At 68.3% G+C, this 13,967-nt stretch carries 13 protein-coding genes and 1 other RNA gene; 10 read left to right on the top strand and 4 right to left on the bottom strand.

What is annotated here, in order from left to right; translation table 11 throughout:
• The first annotated feature begins 28 nt into the window (after nt 1-28).
• Complete coding sequence (locus tag ACSQ3D_RS24885) at nt 29-1,396, top strand: TIGR03862 family flavoprotein (RefSeq protein WP_436128621.1); 1,368 nt, start codon at nt 29-31, stop codon at nt 1,394-1,396.
• 137 nt (nt 1,397-1,533) lie between these two features.
• On the opposite strand, the gene ACSQ3D_RS24880 is transcribed toward ACSQ3D_RS24885, so the two are convergent.
• Both ACSQ3D_RS24880 and ffs read right to left on the bottom strand, forming a co-directional pair.
• Nucleotides 1,534-2,331, bottom strand: coding sequence for a hypothetical protein (locus tag ACSQ3D_RS24880; protein ID WP_436128620.1), 798 nt, complete (start codon nt 2,329-2,331; stop codon nt 1,534-1,536).
• 316 nt (nt 2,332-2,647) lie between these two features.
• Nucleotides 2,648-2,744: signal recognition particle sRNA small type (gene ffs / locus ACSQ3D_RS24875), an RNA gene on the bottom strand.
• A gap of 200 nt (nt 2,745-2,944) precedes the next feature.
• Between ffs and dnaX the strand changes: the two genes are divergently transcribed.
• The 6 genes from dnaX (at nt 2,945) to ACSQ3D_RS24845 (ending at nt 8,745) form a co-directional block, all read left to right on the top strand.
• Nucleotides 2,945-4,987, top strand: a complete 2,043-nt coding sequence (dnaX, locus tag ACSQ3D_RS24870; protein WP_436128619.1) for a DNA polymerase III subunit gamma/tau — start codon at nt 2,945-2,947, stop codon at nt 4,985-4,987.
• A 235-nt stretch (nt 4,988-5,222) separates the two neighbouring features.
• Nucleotides 5,223-5,555: a YbaB/EbfC family nucleoid-associated protein gene (locus ACSQ3D_RS24865; RefSeq protein WP_396505769.1), complete on the top strand. Its 333-nt coding sequence runs from the start codon at nt 5,223-5,225 to the stop codon at nt 5,553-5,555.
• Nucleotides 5,556-6,038: 483 nt separating this feature from the next.
• A complete protein-coding gene (gene recR, locus ACSQ3D_RS24860) occupies nt 6,039-6,629 on the top strand; it encodes a recombination mediator RecR (RefSeq protein ID WP_396505768.1) in 591 nt (196 codons plus the stop codon).
• A 104-nt stretch (nt 6,630-6,733) separates the two neighbouring features.
• Nucleotides 6,734-7,159 carry an MAPEG family protein gene (locus tag ACSQ3D_RS24855; protein ID WP_436128618.1) on the top strand — a complete coding sequence of 142 codons (426 nt, stop codon included), beginning with the start codon at nt 6,734-6,736 and terminating at the stop codon, nt 7,157-7,159.
• A gap of 191 nt (nt 7,160-7,350) precedes the next feature.
• Complete coding sequence (locus tag ACSQ3D_RS24850; protein WP_436128617.1) at nt 7,351-8,403, top strand: ABC transporter substrate-binding protein; 1,053 nt, start codon at nt 7,351-7,353, stop codon at nt 8,401-8,403.
• 189 nt (nt 8,404-8,592) lie between these two features.
• Nucleotides 8,593-8,745, top strand: coding sequence for a DUF3096 domain-containing protein (locus ACSQ3D_RS24845; protein WP_082485775.1), 153 nt, complete (start codon nt 8,593-8,595; stop codon nt 8,743-8,745).
• 118 nt (nt 8,746-8,863) lie between these two features.
• On the opposite strand, the gene ACSQ3D_RS24840 is transcribed toward ACSQ3D_RS24845, so the two are convergent.
• On the bottom strand, nt 8,864-10,414 hold the full coding sequence (locus ACSQ3D_RS24840; RefSeq protein WP_056413205.1) for a transglycosylase SLT domain-containing protein: 1,551 nt from the start codon (nt 10,412-10,414) through the stop codon (nt 8,864-8,866).
• Nucleotides 10,411-11,187, bottom strand: coding sequence for a hydroxyacylglutathione hydrolase (gloB, locus tag ACSQ3D_RS24835; RefSeq protein ID WP_436128616.1), 777 nt, complete (start codon nt 11,185-11,187; stop codon nt 10,411-10,413). The genes ACSQ3D_RS24840 and gloB overlap by 4 nt, the downstream gene beginning before the upstream one ends.
• On the opposite strand from gloB, the gene ACSQ3D_RS24830 reads away from it, so the two are divergent.
• The 3 genes from ACSQ3D_RS24830 to ACSQ3D_RS24820 all read left to right on the top strand — a co-directional run.
• Nucleotides 11,186-12,109 (top strand): class I SAM-dependent methyltransferase, encoded by a 924-nt coding sequence (locus tag ACSQ3D_RS24830; RefSeq protein WP_436128615.1) that lies wholly within the window; start codon nt 11,186-11,188, stop codon nt 12,107-12,109. The genes gloB and ACSQ3D_RS24830 overlap by 2 nt on opposite strands.
• Nucleotides 12,106-12,555, top strand: coding sequence for a ribonuclease HI (gene rnhA, locus ACSQ3D_RS24825; protein WP_056413196.1), 450 nt, complete (start codon nt 12,106-12,108; stop codon nt 12,553-12,555). The genes ACSQ3D_RS24830 and rnhA overlap by 4 nt, the downstream gene beginning before the upstream one ends.
• Before the next feature lie 220 nt (nt 12,556-12,775).
• A partial coding sequence (locus ACSQ3D_RS24820; protein WP_436128614.1) for an efflux RND transporter periplasmic adaptor subunit occupies nt 12,776-13,967 on the top strand: 1,192 nt, incomplete at its 3' end.

Below are 13,967 nucleotides of genomic sequence, written 5' to 3'. Positions count from 1 at the left end.
ACACGCTCCCCTTCACAAGGTTTCCTTCATGACAACAACCACGCCTTCTTCGCCCGACCCGGTGGCCGACCTGCACTGCGACGTCGCCGTGATCGGCGGCGGCCCCGCCGGGCTGATGGCCGCCGAGGTGCTGGCGCAGGGCGGCGTCGGCGTGCATCTGTTCGACGCCATGCCCTCCGTGGGCCGCAAGTTCCTGCTGGCGGGCAAGGGCGGGCTCAACCTCACGCATTCAGAGCCGCACGACGCCTTCGTCACACGCTATGGGGCGCGCCAGCCCCAGGTCGCGCCGCTGCTGCAGGGCTTCGACGGCCCCGCGCTGCGCGCCTGGGCACAAAGCCTGGGGGTGGAGACTTTCGTCGGCACGTCGGGCCGCGTGTTCCCGGCCGACATGAAGGCCGCCCCGCTGCTGCGGGCCTGGCTGCAGCGCCTGCGGGGGCAGGGCGTGCAGTTCCACATGCGCCACCGCTGGCTGGGCTGGAAAGGCGATGGCGCGCTGCGTTTTGCTGCCCCATCGGCGGGCGGTGAGCCTGCTGAATCGACGGTGCGCGCGCGTGCCGTGGTGCTGGCCCTGGGCGGCGGCAGCTGGGCGCGCCTGGGGTCCGACGGCGCCTGGGTGCCCTTGCTCGCCGAGCGCGGCGTGGCCGTCGAGGCGCTGCGGCCGTCCAACTGCGGCTTCGACGTCATGCGCTCGGCCGCGCCCACCGGCGAGACCCGCCGCGAATTCCTGCAGGAGCTGCTGGGCCGCACGCCCGCCCCGGTGGTGGGGTGGACGCCGCACTTTGCCGAACGCTTTGCGGGCCAGCCCTTCAAGACCGTGCAGCTGAACTTCACCGACAGCCAGGGCCGCACATTCAGCCGCCGCGGCGAGTTCGTCGCCACCGCCACGGGCGTGGAGGGCAGCCTGGTCTATGCGGTGTCGCACCTGCTGCGCGACGAAGTGCAGGCCCAGGGGCACGCCACCTTCCACCTGGACCTGCTGCCCGACCACAGCCCCGAACGCGTGCTGGTCGAAGTGCGCCACCCGCGCGGATCGCGGTCGCTGTCCAGCCACCTCAAGAGCCGCCTGGGGCTGGACGGCATCAAGGCGGGCATCTTGTACGAACACCTGGGCAAGGACGGCGTGAGCGACGCCGTGGCCCTGGCCCACGCCATCAAGGCCCTGCCCATCACCGTGGTCGCCACGCGCCCGCTGGACGAAGCCATCAGCACCGCCGGCGGCGTGGACTTCGAAGCGCTCGACCCCCACCTCATGGCCACGGCCGTGCCCGGCGTCTTCTGCGCTGGCGAAATGCTCGACTGGGAGGCCCCCACTGGCGGCTACCTGCTCACCGCCAGCATGGCCAGCGGCCGCGTGGCCGCCGAAGGCGCCCTGCGCTGGCTGGCGCAAGGCGCATAGAAAAAGATTACTGCCGTCCGCAACTGGCGCTCCACCAACGCCCGCGCCACCGTGGATCCGGCTCCGCCGGTCCACCGGAGGCGTCCCCCTCAGGGGAAGACGCGCAGCGTCTCAGGGGGAGTCAGAGCTTCAGGGGGTCAGAATTTAGCTCTGTAGTACAGCATGGGCCCGCCCTTGCGTGCCCGCAGCACCAGGCGGGAGCCGCCCTGCAGCTGCACCCCGATGGCGCCGAATTCTGGCACCAGGCCGCGGGTGCGCGACGAAGCCCACTGCATCTCTACCCGCGTGCCGTACACCGGCTGCTGCTGTTGCCAGATCAGGCCCATGGCATCGGGCGACTGCGCCAGTTGCGGCGTCTGTGCCCAGGCCGACACATCCAGGTGACGGCCGCTGGCCAGGCGCGACCGCCACCGCACGCCCAGGTCCAGGCTGGAGGGCGCGGCAGGCGCGCCGTTGAGGCTGTTGCCGGCATTGGCGAGCGAATGGGCCGACGGCGCGGCCGATGTGAGGCCCAGCGAGAAGCCCACGCTGCGCGGCGCATCCGGCGTGAGCCAGCGCGTGACGTCGATGTGCTGCGTGGCGTTGGCAAAGCCGCTGGCGCTGCCGGGGCGCTGCGACGGGTTGTTGCTGCCGAAGGAGGTATCACCCAGATTGGGCAGGACCAGGGTGTTGACCTCATACGCTGGCGCCGCGGTGGCCGAGCGCGTCTGCTCTTGCAGCGACGCCATGGTGTCATCGCCGAACCCTGAGGACTCCACGGCCAGCGCCGGCAGCGCCAGCGCGGCCGACAGGCATGGGGTGACCCAGGCGGCCACCTTGCGAGAGGCATGCCTTCGGGGCGCGGGGGTGGGCGCTTGGGCGGGTGTATGGGGACTGCCCGTCGTGGCATGCGCGGGCGCACGGGTGGGGCGGAACAGAAACAGCTTTGTCGCCAACGGGCGGCGAGTGGAAGACACCTGCGCTGTGTTGCGGTTTGGCATGGCGGCACCCATGAGAAGAAAGGCTGAAACGATGCAACAAAGTGTGCTGTCATCGCCTGTGCAGGTTCAGCATCGAATGCCTCAAGACGGCGTGGGAAATCACTGACACCGCTATGCGCAGCGGGCAGCGGGGCGCCAGCGGCATACGCAAGCCATGGAGGGCGCGGTGGTGTGGATGGGGGTGCGGCCAGAGCGGCATGTACTGCGCACTGGCGATCCTTGCGCATGGGCTGCAGCACGAGATGGCAGCACACGCAAAGATAAAAAAGAAGTTGACGAGCCTTACCCCCGGCACTGACTCCACAGTTAGGGCTGCTTGGTTCCCCACCTGACCCGGTTGGCCGCTTCACCATGCGGGGAGGCCCGTCACCCACGATTGTACGCTGGATGCGGCGGCCTCTTTCCGTCCACGGTGCATGGCCTTGGCTGCCGCAAGGCTTCGCTGCGCGGCCGGAGGCGGGCCACTGCACTCTAGGCCGGTGGGGGGCCGCCGCAATCCTGAACGGCCCGGTATCCGATCGCCCCCCGGACCGGCAAAGCCGCCGGCTCAACCCGTAGAATCGACCGAATGTCCTATCTCGTGCTCGCCCGCAAGTACCGTCCCCGCAATTTCACGGAAATGGTGGGGCAGGAGCACGTGGTGCAGGCGTTGACCAACGCCCTCACGCAGCAGCGGCTGCACCATGCGTACCTGTTCACCGGCACGCGGGGCGTGGGCAAGACCACCGTGTCGCGCATCCTGGCCAAGTCGCTCAACTGTCAGGGCACGGATGGCCATGGCGGCATCACCGCCACGCCCTGCGGCGTGTGCCAGGCGTGCACCGACATCGACAGCGGCCGCTTCGTGGATTACACCGAGCTCGACGCCGCCTCCAACCGCGGCGTGGACGAGGTGCAAAGCCTGCTGGAGCAGGCCGTGTACAAGCCGGTGGCGGGGCGCTTCAAGGTCTTCATGATCGACGAAGTGCACATGCTCACGAACACGGCGTTTAACGCCATGCTCAAGACGCTGGAAGAGCCGCCCGAATACCTCAAGTTCGTGCTGGCCACGACCGACCCGCAGAAGGTGCCGGTCACCGTGCTGTCGCGCTGCCTGCAGTTCAACCTGCGGCCCATGGCGCCCGAGACCGTGCTGGACCACCTGACCCGCGTGCTGGCGCAAGAGAACGTGCCGGCCGAGCCGCAGTCCCTGCGCCTGCTGGCGCGTGCGGCGCGTGGCTCCATGCGCGATGCGCTGTCGCTCACCGACCAGGCCATCGCCTTCGGCAGCGGCCAGTTGCAGGAGGCCGGCGTGCGCCAGATGCTGGGCGCGGTGGACCGCTCGTACGTGTTCCGCCTCATCGACGCGCTGGCGCACTCCGACGGCCGGGCAGTGGTGGAGACCTCCGATACGCTGCGCCTCAATGGCCTGTCGGCCGCGTCTACCCTGGAAGAGATGAGCGCCGTGCTGCAGCGCATGGCGGTGTTCCAGGCCGTGCCGCAGATGGCCGCTGCCGTGGACGCCAATGACCCTGAAGCCGTGGAGACTGCCCGCTTGGCCAGCCTGATGCCCGCCGACGAAACCCAGCTGCTGTACAGCCTGTGCCTGCACGGGCGCGGCGAGCTGGGCCTGGCGCCGGACGAATACGCCGCGTTGACCATGGTGCTGCTGCGCCTCCTGGCCTTCAAGCCCAGCGGCGAATCGGCTGAAAAAAAAACTCTGACGCGGGCTGAACCCGCACCGGCGCAGGCCTCTGCGGGGCCGGCACCGCACGCCGCGGGCGCACCCGCTTCGGCGATGCAGGCCACACCGGCCGTGGTGCGGCCCGTGCCTGCTGCGGCACCAGAAACCGCCGCCGTCGCGCCCCAGCCATCGGCCGCGCAGCCTCCCGCTGCGGCCGCCGTGGTCGCCGCGCCTTCTCCTTGCGTTGTGCCGCCAGCGCCTGCGCCTGCTGCCGCGATGGCGGATGACGATGCGTCGTCCGAGCCGCCACCCTGGCCAGGCTCCGACGAAGAGGCGGGCGGCGCAGCAGTCGCGGTGGCGCCCGCAGCCTCCGGCACGGCCATGGCCTTGCCCGTGCGCGATGCCCAAAGTTTTGATCGCCAGGCCCGTCCGCCGCAAGCTGAATCAGCGCAAGGCGCTCCTGAATTCGTAGCAATTCCGGTGCGCGTGGCGCCCGAACCCTGTGCGCGCCTGCAGCCTGCGCCGCATTCGGCCCCGGTGCCCGTGTCCTCGCGCTACACACCCACCGAAGAGGGCGACGTGTGGCACACCACTGTGCAGCAGCTGGTGGCGGCAGAAGCCATCAGTGCCCTGGTGCGCGAACTGGCCCTGCAGTCCCAGCTGGTGGCGCGCGACGGTGCCCACTGGCTGCTGCGGGTGGAGCGCGAGTCGCTCAACCAGGCCACCGCCCGCGAGCGCCTGCGCGCCGCGCTGGAGAATGCCGGGCACGCCAGCCAGATCAGCGTGGAGGTGGGCGTGGTCATCGACAGCCCCGCCCGCCGCAATGCAGCTGCCGCGGCCGAGCGCCAGCGCCGCGCCGAGGACATCGTGGCCAACGACCCCTATGTGCAGTCGCTGGTGCGCGACTACGGCGCGAAAATCGTGCCGGGCAGCATCAAGCCGGTGTAGAGGATGAAGCGCCCCCTGAGTCGCCTTCGGCGCCTTCCCACTGTCTCGCTGCGCGGGAGGGGGAAGCACTCGGTGGCCTGGCGGAGCCAGTTCCACGAGTGCACTGGCCTCTGGAGCGCCAGTTTCTGAGGCTGGCGGCGTTGCAAAGCACAATGTTGTTTGCGCAATTCAGATACCGAATTCAGGCCCCTTCAGGGGTATCGATCAACCAGAAAGAAAGCAAAGGAAACACACCATGTTCAACAAAGGACAACTCGCCGGCCTGATGAAGCAAGCCCAGGCGATGCAGGACAACCTGAAGAAGGCCCAGGACGAGCTGGCGTTCATCGAAGTCGAGGGCGAGTCCGGCGCCGGCCTGGTGAAGGTGCTGATGACCTGCAAGCACGACGTCAAGCGCATCACCATCGACCCCAGCCTGCTGGCCGAAGACAAGGACATGCTGGAAGACCTGGTGGCGGCAGCGTTCAACGCGGCCGTGCGCAAGGCGGAAGAGACTTCGCAGGAGAAGATGGGCAAGCTGACGCAGGGCATGCCAGGCCTCCCCCCCGGCATGAAGTTCCCGTTCTGAGGATGGCTACCGAGCGGGCGATCTGCGTCGTTGGGCGGTGCTCGGAATCCTCACGTACTTCAAGTGCGTTCCGGTTCCTGCGCTCCGTCCGCCTGGCAGATCATCCCGCTCGCTACGCCCGTGACGGCGGGGTGTGTGAGGGTTGGCTACCGAGCGGGCGATCTGCGTCGTTGGGCGGTGCTCGGAATCCTCACGTACTTCAAGTACGTTCCGGTTCCTGTGCGCCGTCCGCCTGGCAGATCATCCCGCTCGCTACGCCCGTGACGGCGGGGAGTGAATACCGGGTTTTTTAGCGAGACTTTTTTTGTTGTTTGTTTGTTTGTGGTGGCGGGCTTGTGTGGGGTGAAGCGTCTTCTCCGCACAACCGTTCGGGCTGAGCTTGTCAAAGCCAGCGTCCGCACCCCAGACTGTTCGGGCTGAGCCTGTCAAAGCCGTCCTTGGCGCCACAAGCATCCCAAGTTTTTCAGATTTTCATCCCAACCCATGTCCACCACCGATTCCCTCGACGTTTTGATCCAGGCGCTGCGCCGGTTGCCGGGGGTCGGGATCAAGTCTGCGCAGCGCATGGCTTTCCATCTGCTGCAGCATGACCGGGAGGGGGCGCAGGTGTTGTCGCAGGCGCTGCAGCATGCCGTGGGGTCGGTGCACCACTGTGCGCGCTGCCATACGTTCACCGAGGCGGAGGTCTGCAGTACCTGCCTGGACCCGTCGCGCGATGCGTCGCGGCTCTGTGTGGTGGAGACGCCCGCGGACCAGGCCGCGATGGAGCGCACGGGCGCGTTCAAGGGGCTGTACTTTGTGCTCATGGGCCGGCTCAGCCCGCTCGATGGCGTGGGACCCAAGGAGATCGGCCTGCACAAGCTGCTGCAGCGCGCCGCCGAAGAGGGTGTGCAGGAGGTGATCCTGGCCACCAATTTCAACGCCGAGGGCGAAGCCACGGCGCATGTGATCAGCGAGACCCTCAAGGGCCGCGGCGTGCACGTCACGCGGCTTGCGCGCGGGGTGCCCGTGGGCAGCGAGCTGGAGTATGTGGACCTGGGCACCATCGCGCATGCGCTGTCGGACCGCCGCTGAGCAGAGCGGCTGTGCCGGGCCCATGCCGTACCGGTAGAATACTCACAATTTAATAGCTGCTGGCGCTTGTGTACCAAGCGGTAGCGGCCCAAAAGGCATACAAGATGAATACCACCATGCATGTCGCACGGTTTACGGTGGCCTACTGGTGCGTGCTGATCGCGGCGTTGCTGCCGCTGGCCTGTTCATGGCTTGCCAAGAGCGGCAGCTGGGGCAAGCCGCGCAAGCACGGCGGCTTCGACAACCACGACCCGCGCGCCTGGATGGCGCGCCAGACCGACTGGCGGGCCCGTGCCAACGCGGCGCAGGCCAACAGCTTCGAGACACTGCCGTTCTTCATCGGCGCGGTGATCATCGCGCACCTGCTGGGTGCCGGGCAGACGCTGCTCGACATGCTGGCTTTCCTGTACGTTATGCTGCGCGTGTTCTACATCCTGATGTATGTCTCGGACATGCCCACCGTGCGCAGCGCCGTGTGGGCTGCAGCCCTCATCGTGAACATCGCGATTCTCTTCGTGGGGTATCGGTAGCCTGGATCGGTAGCCCCGCGAGGCGCTGCGTGCAGTCCCCTCCCGCGCAGCGAGAGAGGGGAAGACGCCGCAGGCGGCCCAGGGGTGGGCAGGTTCTTACGTAGAAACCCCGCTGGGAATCCCCCTAATGCGGGATGGCCCACTCTGCGGCACGATTGTTGCGGTGCAACAATCGTCCTTTTGCTGATTCCATGAACCGTCCTTTGCTCACCCGCCGCGCCTTTGGTGCACTGTCCGCTGTTTCGGCGGCCACGGTGTTCGCACCTGCGGCCGTGCGTGCGCAGGCAGAGGCCACGCCGCTGGGCCGCGTGACCATCGCCGTGGGCGGGCAGGGCGTGCTGTACCACCTGCCCTTGGCGCTGGCAGATCAGCTGGGCTACTTCCGGGCGGAAGGCCTGGACGTGGCTGTGCGGGACTTTTCCGCCGGTGCGCTGGCGGTGCAGGCGGTGCAGGACGGTGCAGCCGATGTCTGCGCTGGTGCGTTCGAGCACACGCTGCGCCAGCAGGCGCGGGGCCAGGCCTACCGCTCGATCGTGGTGCAGGGGCGCGCACCGCAACTGGCCCTGGGCGTGTCGCAGCGGTCGATGCCGGCTTTCAAGGACCTGGGAGACCTGCAGGGGCGGCGCATCGGCGTGTCGTCCGTGGGCTCGTCCACGCACCTGGCCGCCAGCCTGCTGCTGGGCCGCGCGGGGCTCACGCCCAAGGACGTGTCTTTCGTGGCCGTGGGGTCCGGCACGGCGGCGCTCAATGCCCTGCGCTCCGGGCAGGTGCACGCCCTGTGCCATGCCGACCCGATCATGACCTTGCTGGAGCAAAAGGCCGACACCCGCATCGCGGGCGACCTGCGCTCGCTCAAGGCCGCGCAGGAGATGCTGGGCGGCAACATGCCCGCCAGCTGCCTGTATGCGCCGCAGGCCTTCCTCCAGAAGAATGCGCCCCAGGCGCAGGCCCTGGCCAACGGCATCGTGCACGCGCTCAAGTGGCTGCAGACGGCGGGCCCGGCCGACCTGGTGCGGGCGGTGCCGCAGGGCTACCTCATGGGAGACCGGGGGCTGTATCTGGCGGCCTTCAGCCGGGTGCGCGAAACCTATTCCACCAACGGCCTCATGGCGGACGACGGGGCGGCCACGGCCTTGCGCGTGCTGTCGCGCGTCCACCCCGAAATGGCGGATTTCAAGGTCGACCTGTCACGCACCTACACCAACGATTTCGTGCGCAAGGCGCGCCAGAAATTCAACGTGTAGACGGCGTGCCCAGGCGGGCCGCAAAACCATCTGGCGGGCCATGCCTACAGCCGCCTGGCACCGCGTCCTGCGACGGAAAAATCAGCGAACGGATGCACTACAGTCCTGGGCTCTCCGGTGCTGCAACCCATAGCGCCGCACCGGTGTCATCCCACCCTTCTTTCGCTCTTATTCCTCAAGGATTGCGCCATGACGTTCAGCCTCAGCATCGGTCCCCTGGTTTCCCTGATCGCCGGCATTCTGATTCTGGTGATGCCCCGCCTGCTCAGCACCATCGTGGCGCTGTACCTCATCATCATGGGCATCCTGGGGCTGCTGGGCATGCACAACCTGCGCTTCTGAGCGCGGTTCCATACGGGGGGCACAGCGCAGCACGGCGGCGGCGCTGCCGTGGCTTTCCGCAGCGCCGCCTTCAGCGCGTGAACCGCTGCCTGCGCCGGTGACCCTGCGGCGATGCCGCTCAGCGGCGCTTGACCTTCGAGGGCGTGCCGCCCTTGCGCGAGGGTGCCGACACCGACCGCTTGCCGCCGCCACTGCTGTGCGCTGAAGCGCGCGTGCTGCCGCTGCTGCGTGCGCTGGCCTGCGCCTGCCGCACGGGCAGATACACCACGACCTGCTGCCCGAGCTTGAAGGCCGCATTTGCGCGCACGTCGTTCCAGTCGGCCACGCTGGACGCCGCCAGCTTGTAGCGGCGTGCGATGCTGGCCACCGTTTCGCCCTTGCCGGCGCGCACGGTGGTCTTGCGGGTGACCACTTCAGGGGCAAAGGCCAGCTGTCCGTTGTCGGCCAGGTGGGAGGACACGTCCTGGCGGATGGCCGCCGAGCGCGGCACCATCAGCGCCGAGCCTGCCTTGATCAGCATGCGGGGCGGGATGCTGTTCAGGCTGCGCAGGTCGTTTTCGCTCATGCCCGCACGCTGGGCGGCCTCGGCCACCGTCATGTTGGACGGTACGGACCAGACGGTCCAGCTGGCGTACTGGCCTTCGCGGCGCGCTTCGAGGTTGCGTTGGAAGACCTTGGCGTTGTCCCAGGGCAGCAGGATCTGCGGCGTGCCCGCGGCAAGGATCACCGGGCGGTGGAACGAGGGGTTGAGCGCGCGGAAGTCTTCTTCGCGGATGCCGGCCAGCTGCGCCACGAGCGCGACATCCATGTCGTGGGTGATGTCCACGGTCTGGAAGTACGGGTGGTTCTCGATGAGCGGCAGCTCGGTGCGGAAGGCTTCGGGGTGGGCCACGATGTTTTTCACGGCCTGCAGCTTGGGCACGTACATGCGGGTCTCGGCCGGCATGTTGAGGTCGGTATAGCTGGTGCCCAGGCCTAGCTTCTGGTTGCGCGCGATGGCGCGGCCCACGCTGCCTTCGCCCCAGTTGTAGGCAGCCAGGGCCAGGTGCCAGTCGCCGAACATGCCGTACAGCTTTTGCAGGTAGTCGAGCGCGGCGCGGGTCGAGGCCAGCACGTCGCGGCGGTCGTCACGGAATGCGTTCTGCTTGAGGTCGAAATAGTTGCCGGTGGCGGGCATGAACTGCCACATGCCGGCCGCCTTGGCGCTGGACACCGCCTGGGGGTTGAAGGCGCTTTCGATGTACGGCAGCAGGGCCAGTTCGGTCGGCATGCCGCGGCGCTCCAGCTCTTCGACGATGTGGAAAAGGTACTTGCTCGAGCGCTCCGTCATGCGCTGCATGTAGTCGGGCCGGGTGGCGTACCACTGCTCGCGGTCCTGCACCAGTTCGTGCTGCAGGTCGGGCATCGCAAAGCCGCGGCGGATGCGGTCCCACAGGTCGGCGGGGGCCGAGAGCGATGCGACCTCGCCGCTGGCGGCCTGGGCTGCTGTAATGGGGCGCAGCGGGCCGTTGGGGATGACGGGGGTGTGGGGGACGCGGGCCGACGGGGTGCTGGCGGTGGTGGTGGCCTTGGCGTCGGTGGTGGCGTTGGGGTCTTGCGTGGTGCCCGTGGTGGCGCAGCCGGTGAGCCATACGGCTGCTGCCAGGCAGGCAATGTGCAAAATTTTCATCGGAACTCGTTCTTCCATTGGCGCAGCGCGGCCAGTACCGCTACGGCGTCGTCTTGGTGGACCTGCGCATCGAAAGCCTGGGCCGCGTGGGCCACGCCAGGCTGCCGTGTGCGCAGGAAGGGGTTGATGTCTCGCTCCAGCGCCATGTTCGAGGGCAGCGTGGGCTGGTGGCCGGCACGCAGCGCTTCGCACTGGGTGGTGTAGTGGAGCAATGCTGCGTTGCCGGGTTCCACGGCGCGCGCAAATTTCAGGTTGGACAGTGTGTATTCGTGCGCGCAGCATACGCGGGTATCGCCGGGCAACGCCGCGAGCTGGTCGAGCGAGCCGAGCATCTGGGCCGGCGTGCCCTCGAACAGCCGTCCGCATCCGCCCGAAAACAAGGTGTCGCCGCAAAACAGCAGCGGCGCCCCATCGAACGCCGCGCAGTAGTAGGCGATGTGGCCCGCCGTGTGGCCGGGCACATCGATCACCGCAAAGTGCAGGCCCAGCGCATCCACGGTGTCGCCCTGCGCCAGCCGCACCAGCGGCTCGGGGATGCGCTCGCGGGCCGGGCCGTAGACCACGGCGCCGGTGGCCTCGCGCAGCGCATCGACCCCGCCGACATGATCGGCATGGTGGTGCGTGACTAGAATGGCCTGCAACTGCACGCCCAGGCGCTTCAGGGCCTGCAACACAGGCGCGCAATCCCCGGGGTCGACGACGATGGCCTGGTGCCCGTCGTGCAGCATCCAGATGTAGTTGTCGGTAAAGGCGGGCAGCGGCAGCAAGTTCATGAGCGATCAAATTATAGGTTTGCACCGGTGGTTCGACTCCCCGCCGGGCCGGTACCTGCTGGCGTGGGAGCAGGCGCGCTTCGATGACGCGGTGGCCGATATCTTCGGCTACCACAGCCTGCAGCTCGGCATGCCGCTGCTGGACGGCCTGCGCGCCAACCGCATGCCGCACCAGTGGCTGGCGCTGGGGCAGGAAGGTTTTGCGGCAGGCGCCATGTCGGGCCCATGGGCCGGCGCCGCTGATGCTGATGCGGTGTCTGCGGGAGGGTCTGTGCCGCCCGAGCGCCGCGCCATCGACCTGCTGACAGAGTCCGTGGCCCTGCCGTTTGCAGAAAACAGCCTCGACCTGCTGGTGCTGCCCCACACCCTGGAGCTGAGCATCGACCCCCACGCCACGCTGCGCGAGGTGGAGCGGGTGCTGATGCCCGAGGGGCGGGTGGTCATCAGCGGCCTGAACCCCGCCAGCCTGTGGGGCCTGCGCCAGCGGCGGGCGCGGCTGTACCAGCGCCTGGGCAAGGGCCACCTGTACCTGCCCGATGTGGGCGAGTTCATCGGCTACCGCCGCCTGCGCGACTGGCTGCGGTTGCTCAGCTTCGAGGTCGAGTCGGCCCAGTTTGGCTGTTATCGTCCTGCAGTGCGCAGCACCCAGTGGCTGGACCGCTTCGGCTTCATGGACCCCTGGGGGGAGAAGTGGTGGCCCATCTTCGGGGCGGCTTACTTCGTGGTGGCCGTCAAGCGGGTGCACGGCATGCGGCTGCTGGAGCCCGCCTGGCGCACGCAGCGCCAGCGGTCCGCCGGCACCGTGCCCATTGCCAACCGGGCCCACACGGCAACGGCGCCGGCCGCACCCGCAGCGCAGCCCGTGGCCCGCAAGCGCCCGGCATCGTTCAAGCAACACGACAAAGACAGGAATACGGTTTGAATCAGGTAGTGATATACACAGATGGCGCCTGCAAGGGCAACCCCGGCCCCGGCGGATGGGGCGTGCTGCTGCGCGCGGGCGACACCGAAAAGGAGCTGTTCGGTGGCGAGCTGGGCACCACCAACAACCGCATGGAGCTGATGGCGGTGATCGAGGCGCTGACGGCGCTCAAGCGGCCCTGCGCGGTCACGCTGTTCCTGGACAGCGAATACGTGCGCAAGGGCATCACGGAGTGGATCCACGGCTGGAAGGCCAAGGGCTGGCGCACCGCATCCAAGCAGCCCGTCAAGAACGTGGAGCTGTGGCAGCGCCTGGATGCGCTGGTCAGCACCGGCGGCCACCGCATCGACTGGCGCTGGGTGAAGGGGCATTCGGGCGACCCCGGCAATGAACGCGCCGATGCCCTGGCCAACAAGGGCGTGGACCAGGCCCGCGGCAGGGGCTGACGCGCGCCTTTGGGCATTGAAGCTGGCACGCGGTGTGCATTCCAGCAACACAGCGCCTCGGGATCTGCGCCGCAGCGCCTGGGGTGAGTGGTCGCTTTGTGTAAAGCCTGCGTAAAACTGGGGAATTGACCTTCGGTCAAGGCGTCAGTCACTGCAGTGTCTGACACGGACTGATACATTCTTTGGTTGCATTCCGCTCTTCCACCGGTTTCATTGATCCATGGCGTCCAAGAAAAGAACCATCGTTTTCGCTGTCGTCGGCATCGCAGCTGCCCTGGGTGCTGCATGGTGGCTGCAAAAACCTGCCCAGGCTCCGCGCGCTGACGGAGCGCCCGCAGCGCCCGCCGCCGCCAGTGGCGCCCCGGCCGGCTCTGCACGTGGTGGAGCGCAGGGCGGCGGTGCGGGCCGCGTGGCCATGGTGGAAGCCGTGCCCGTGCGCCAGATGGCGCTGCGCGACGACGCCGAGGCCGTGGGGAGCCTCAGGTCGCGCCAGAGCGTGGTGCTGCGCCCCGAGGTCAGCGGCCGCATCACCCAGCTGAACTTTCGCGACGGCCAGCGCGTCAAGCGCGGCCAGGTGCTGGTGCAGTTCGACGACCAGCTGCCCCGCGCCCAGATCCAGCAGAGCCAGGCGGAGATGTCCATCGCCCAGGCCAACCACAAGCGCAACCAGGAGCTCGTGGCCCAGGGCTTCATCAGCCAGCGCTCGGTGGACGAGAGCGCCGCCAACCTCGAAGTGGCGCAGGCCAAGCTGTCGCTGGCGCAGGCCACCGCATCGCGCCTGAAGATCGTGGCGCCCTTTGACGGCATCGCCGGCATCCGCGGCGTGAACGTGGGCGACTACCTCAAGGACGGTGCCGACATCGTCAACGTGGAAGACCTCGACGCCGTGTACGTGGACTTCCGCCTGCCCGAGCGCCTGCAGAGCAAGGTGCGCACCGGCCAGACCGCGCAGGTCTCCTTCGATGCGCTGCCGGGCGTGCGCTACGGCGCCGTGGTGCAGGCCATCAACCCCCAGATCGACGCCGACGGCCGCTCCATCGCGGTGCGTGGCTGTATCGACAACCGCCGCCTGCAGCTGCGCCCCGGCATGTTCGCCCGCGTGACCGCCGTGTTTGCCGAGCGCGCCAATGCGAGCGTCATCCCCGAAGAGGCCGTGGTGCCTGAGGGCACCAACCCCTATGTGTTCAAGATCGTCGAAGGCAAGGAGCCCGGCAGCCGCGTGGCCCGCCGCACGCCGGTGAAGCTGGGCGCACGCACGCCCGGTTTCGTCGAGGTGGTCGATGGCCTGAGCGCGGGCGACCTGGTCGTTTCGGCAGGACAGCAGCGCATCCAGAAGGACGGCGCGCCCGTGCGCGTGGTGGAGCTGGGCAAACCGGCCGGTGGCACGGCGCCCGGGCCCGCACGGGCGGCAT

The sequence above is a fragment of the Acidovorax sp. LjRoot117 genome (genome assembly GCF_964252695.1).
Lineage (GTDB): Bacteria > Pseudomonadota > Gammaproteobacteria > Burkholderiales > Burkholderiaceae_C > Acidovorax.
The sequence above is the reverse complement of the archived record's forward strand: the minus strand, read 5'-3'. Positions and strand labels throughout refer to the sequence as shown.

What these genes read in the sequence shown, in the direction of transcription:
- ACSQ3D_RS24885 (WP_436128621.1), top strand. Translation starts at nt 29, where the DNA reads ATGACAACAACCACGCCTTCTTCGCCCGACCCGGTGGCCGACCTGCAC.
- dnaX (WP_436128619.1), top strand. Translation starts at nt 2,945, where the DNA reads ATGTCCTATCTCGTGCTCGCCCGCAAGTACCGTCCCCGCAATTTCACG.
- ACSQ3D_RS24865 (WP_396505769.1), top strand. Translation starts at nt 5,223, where the DNA reads ATGTTCAACAAAGGACAACTCGCCGGCCTGATGAAGCAAGCCCAGGCG.
- recR (WP_396505768.1), top strand. Translation starts at nt 6,039, where the DNA reads ATGTCCACCACCGATTCCCTCGACGTTTTGATCCAGGCGCTGCGCCGG.
- ACSQ3D_RS24855 (WP_436128618.1), top strand. Translation starts at nt 6,734, where the DNA reads ATGAATACCACCATGCATGTCGCACGGTTTACGGTGGCCTACTGGTGC.
- ACSQ3D_RS24850 (WP_436128617.1), top strand. Translation starts at nt 7,351, where the DNA reads ATGAACCGTCCTTTGCTCACCCGCCGCGCCTTTGGTGCACTGTCCGCT.
- ACSQ3D_RS24845 (WP_082485775.1), top strand. Translation starts at nt 8,593, where the DNA reads ATGACGTTCAGCCTCAGCATCGGTCCCCTGGTTTCCCTGATCGCCGGC.
- ACSQ3D_RS24840 (WP_056413205.1), bottom strand. Translation starts at nt 10,414, where the DNA reads ATGAAAATTTTGCACATTGCCTGCCTGGCAGCAGCCGTATGGCTCACC.
- ACSQ3D_RS24830 (WP_436128615.1), top strand. Translation starts at nt 11,186, where the DNA reads ATGAGCGATCAAATTATAGGTTTGCACCGGTGGTTCGACTCCCCGCCG.
- gloB (WP_436128616.1), bottom strand. Translation starts at nt 11,187, where the DNA reads ATGAACTTGCTGCCGCTGCCCGCCTTTACCGACAACTACATCTGGATG.